The sequence below is a fragment of the Acidobacteriota bacterium genome (assembly GCA_030774055.1).
GTDB lineage: Bacteria > Acidobacteriota > Terriglobia > Terriglobales > Acidobacteriaceae > JACPNR01.
This window is the reverse complement of sequence record JALYLW010000146.1, coordinates 1-3,757: the sequence shown is the minus strand read 5'-3', so window position 1 is coordinate 3,757 and position 3,757 is coordinate 1. Positions and strand designations below refer to the sequence as shown.

General features: G+C 65.2%; 4 protein-coding genes. 1 reads left to right on the top strand and 3 read right to left on the bottom strand.

Going from position 1 to position 3,757, the window contains the following annotated elements; all coding sequences use genetic code 11:
- The 3 genes from M3P27_12250 to M3P27_12240 all read right to left on the bottom strand — a co-directional run.
- On the bottom strand, positions 1 to 802 hold an 802-nt coding region (locus M3P27_12250; GenBank protein ID MDP9269080.1), incomplete at its 3' end, for a hypothetical protein.
- Positions 803 to 2,281, bottom strand: coding sequence for a class I SAM-dependent methyltransferase (locus tag M3P27_12245; GenBank protein ID MDP9269079.1), 1,479 nt, complete (start codon positions 2,279 to 2,281; stop codon positions 803 to 805).
- A gap of 10 nt (positions 2,282 to 2,291) precedes the next feature.
- Positions 2,292 to 2,501, bottom strand: coding sequence for a hypothetical protein (locus tag M3P27_12240; GenBank protein MDP9269078.1), 210 nt, complete (start codon positions 2,499 to 2,501; stop codon positions 2,292 to 2,294).
- Positions 2,502 to 2,939: 438 nt separating this feature from the next.
- On the opposite strand from M3P27_12240, the gene M3P27_12235 reads away from it, so the two are divergent.
- Positions 2,940 to 3,757: prolipoprotein diacylglyceryl transferase (locus M3P27_12235; GenBank protein ID MDP9269077.1), on the top strand; the 818-nt coding region annotated here is incomplete at its 3' end.

Below are 3,757 nucleotides of genomic sequence, written 5' to 3'. Positions count from 1 at the left end.
GCTCACGACTCCACCGGTGCGGCGTCTTGTCTTCCCCGAACTGCAGTATGAGTTCATCGGAGCCGAGCGGGGTAGCCTTAGCGACCAGCCTTCCGGTGAGCAGCGCGGGGAGCGAGAGCTCGGTCGCGCGGGCGGGCGGGTAGGCGTTCTCGGCGTAAAGCGATTCGGCGCGCAGGCGGTCGAACTCCGGCATCTGCACGCTGGGGTCGCGCGCGACGAAGGCCTGCTTTTGGTCCAGCTCATCGAAGATGATCCAGACGACGCGGGGGCCCGGCTGTGCAGTCACCGAGGGTGGCGGCAGCATCGCCGCCGGCGGCAGCTCGGCGAAGTTCATCGCCCCATTCACTTGATACAGCAGCCATGCGCCCTGCGCGAAGGTCACGGCCACGAACGGCGAGGCCACCAGCAACAGCACCGCGAGCCCATGCGCGATGCGGTCTTGCCAGCGCGCGAAGATGGCGCAGAGCGCGATCGCCAGAAGCCCAAACAGTACCAGCCCCATCATGCCGAGCCGCGCATGGAGGACCACCGCCAGCTTGTTGAAGCTCGCCGTCAGCAGCACGAGGACGAAGAAGATCCAACCCAGGGTTGAGCGGAGCAACGGGCTGCGGCTCCGCTCTACCAGCTCCGCTGCCAGCCAGAAAAGCGCGCCGAGCAAGAGGACGTCCAGCATCAGCCCGACCATCAGTCCGTTGGGCGGGACCTTCGAGTAGTAAGCCAGCTTGCCGTTGAGCAGCTCCCGCCAGATGCGCAGGAACATCAGGTTCGCGAGCGAGAGCGCGATGAGGAAGCGGCGGCCCATCTACGCGGGCTTCTTTCGCAGGAAGTAGAGTGTCCGCGTTCCCTGCTCCTGCGAGCGGGCAATATGGAAGCGCCGCGCGACGGCCTGCTCGAAGCTCGCGCGCGTAAGGCCGGAGTGCAAAGCGTCGCGTCCGCGGGTGAGCCGGCGGAACATCGCGTCGCTCGGGTCCACGTATTCGATGACCGCGGCGTCGCGCGTGAGGTCGGCAGCGAGGTCAACGATGTCTTCCAGCGGGATGCGCTCGCTCACCAGCATGTGATGGATCACCGCGAGCATGAGCACCAGATCGAAGCGGCCGCGCGCTCGGTCGAGGAAGCTTGCGGCCTCGGTGTTGCGCCATCCCATTGCCGGCGAGGGACGCGTGAGGTCCACGACGAGCGGCAGCACGTTCGCGTTTCGTTTCTGCGCCTCGCGGAAGACGCGGTCAACGACCTCCGGATCGTAATCCAGCGCAACAACGCTGGTGCCCGCGCGCTCGGCGGCGAGGAAGCTGAAGAAGCCGGTGTTGCAGCCCACGTCGAGCACGGCCATCTCCGGCTGCCCCGGCGCGGGCGTGGTTTCGGCGAGCGCGTCGCGCACGAACTTCTCTTTGCCCGCGAAGTGCGCGTCGGAGTAGCTGTGCGATTTCATGTAGTCCGACCAGGTGGACTTGTCCGCGCGCGGCGCAACCTTATATAGCGTCTTGCGCAGCCGGCGCAGCTGCGCGGCGAGCACGAAGCGCGCGCGTTCGGGATCCGACATCAACTTCGCCTGGTAGATGGTCTGGTCGTCCAGATCGTGTTTAGCGCCGAGCCACGCCGGCATCGTCACCAAACCAAACAGCGGCGGCGACAGGCGTGCGAGCGGCCCGGCAATGCGATAAACGTCTTCCGGCTCCAAGCCGTCGCGGTGCGCGAGAAAGACGCCACTCAACGACAGTCTGTAACGCTGCCAAACAAGCAGCGGCAAAAGGAATGTCCGGACGAACTGTGCGTAGGGCAGCCAGGTCGCGTCGCGCGGCTCGCGCCGCTCGACCGAGAGCACGTCCACGAACACCGGCTGGGCGGCGCGGAACAGGATGTTGTAAGGCGTGGCGTCTTTCAGTCCGAGCGCGGAAGGCAGCAAGCCTTCCGCCAGCGAGAGTGTGAGCAGCGCGGCATCGAACAACATGGCGGGCGACCACTCGTAGGGATACGCGGGAAACCAGATGCGCTCGTGCTCGAGCACGCGCGCAGCGCCACGAAAGATCGGAGCGAGCGATGGCAGCGAGGTCAGCAAAGGTTCCCGCTCCAGCGCGGCGACGCTGGCAGCGTCGAGCGTTTTGGTGCGTACCAGGTTGCCCCTGAGTCCGAGCGTGGTCGCAGCGGGCGAGGCAAGGAACGCGTCGAGGTCGCGCACCGCGTCGGCGCGCACTGCGCGCAGCACGCGCTCCGGCAACAGGACGACGCGGCCGGCAGGATCGCGGAAGGAAGCGGCAACGGCGCGGGCAGGGTCGCTCACGTGAGTGAGCCTACTCCTGCCTGGGGTCCGTAGGTTTTTTGCCGAAGAGCTTGTAGAAGAATTTGCGGAAGTAGAACGACGCGCCCAGGCAGGCGGCGACCACGCCCTGCCAGATGAGCATGCCCGAACCGGGATCGGTGTAGGCATGTGCCGGGCGTTCACTGGCGAGCATGAACAGGAGCACGCCGAACAGAGTGCCGATGGAAAAACGTTTCGTCAAGACGCGATTCTCCGTTACGTCGCTCCGTCGATTGTAGCAGCGCATCCGGCGCTTCTGCACCCTGGGCGCTTCCGCGGCGAGCCGCCTCAGCATTTGCGATGCCAACTATTTGAGGCTGCGCTCTTGTCAGCGGCGCGCATTTTCTGTAGCTTCGGATTCGAGAGCCGGCCTGCAAAGCTGGTGCTGGTGTAACCGCTTTTTTGAACCAACATTCAAAAAAGAGGGAGCTCGACTCGTATACGGTCCGGTGTGCGATGCTCCGCCATGCGGAGATGCCTAAAGGGCCGCGGCGGGTTCCCGCCGTCGATTGCGACGGTTCAAAAAACGGCCACCTCACGGCCACGCGGGTCGGTCTTTCATTTTGCAGCTGTGCTCGCACACCGCATTCCCTCTCGGCACGCAAGCCGGCCTCCCCTCCACTTCGTCTAAACTGAGTATGTGTTCCCACGTCTCCTTGACTTCGGCCGCATCTCGCTTCCCACCTTCGGCGTGCTGGCGGCGCTCGGACTGATCCTCGGCCTGCTCATCTGCGTGAAGATGGCGGAGCGCGAAGGCATCGATCCCGACCGCGCGTGGAACCTCGGCATCCTCTCCATCATCGCCGCCGTCATCGGATCGAAGCTCATGCTGCTGGTAACGGACTGGCCGGGGTGGTCGCCTGAGCTGCCGGTCATCTTCAGTCGCGCGACGCTTTCCGCGCTGCTGCATGGCGATCGGCAAGCGCCCGGCGTCACGGCGGCGCTGGTGTTCCTGCAGGCCGCAGGCGTTTGGTATGGCGGCGTGCTGCTCGGCTCCGCCGTTGCCGCGCTGTATATGTGGCGGCATCGCATGCCGCTGCTGAAGACTTTCGACGCTTACGCTCCCGGCATCGCCTTCGGCCACATCATCGGACGCATTGGCTGCTTCGCCGCCGGCTGCTGCTACGGACGCCCGACCGACGAACCCTGGGGCGTGACGTTTACCAGCCCCATCGCGCACGACTATGCCGGGACCCCGCTCAATATCCCGCTACACCCTGCGCAGCTTTACGAGGCCGCAGCCAACGCGGCCATTTTTGCCCTCGTGCTCTGGTTCTACCGGCGAAAAACATTCGACGGCCAGGTCGTGGGCGCCTACCTCTTTCTCTACGGCGTGGCGCGCTACTTCCTGGAATTCTTTCGCGACGATCCCGAACGTGGCTCCGTGTTCGGCGGCGCCATGACGCTCACGCAGCTCATCGCCATTTGCCTGGTCATCACCGGCGGCCTGCTTTGGAT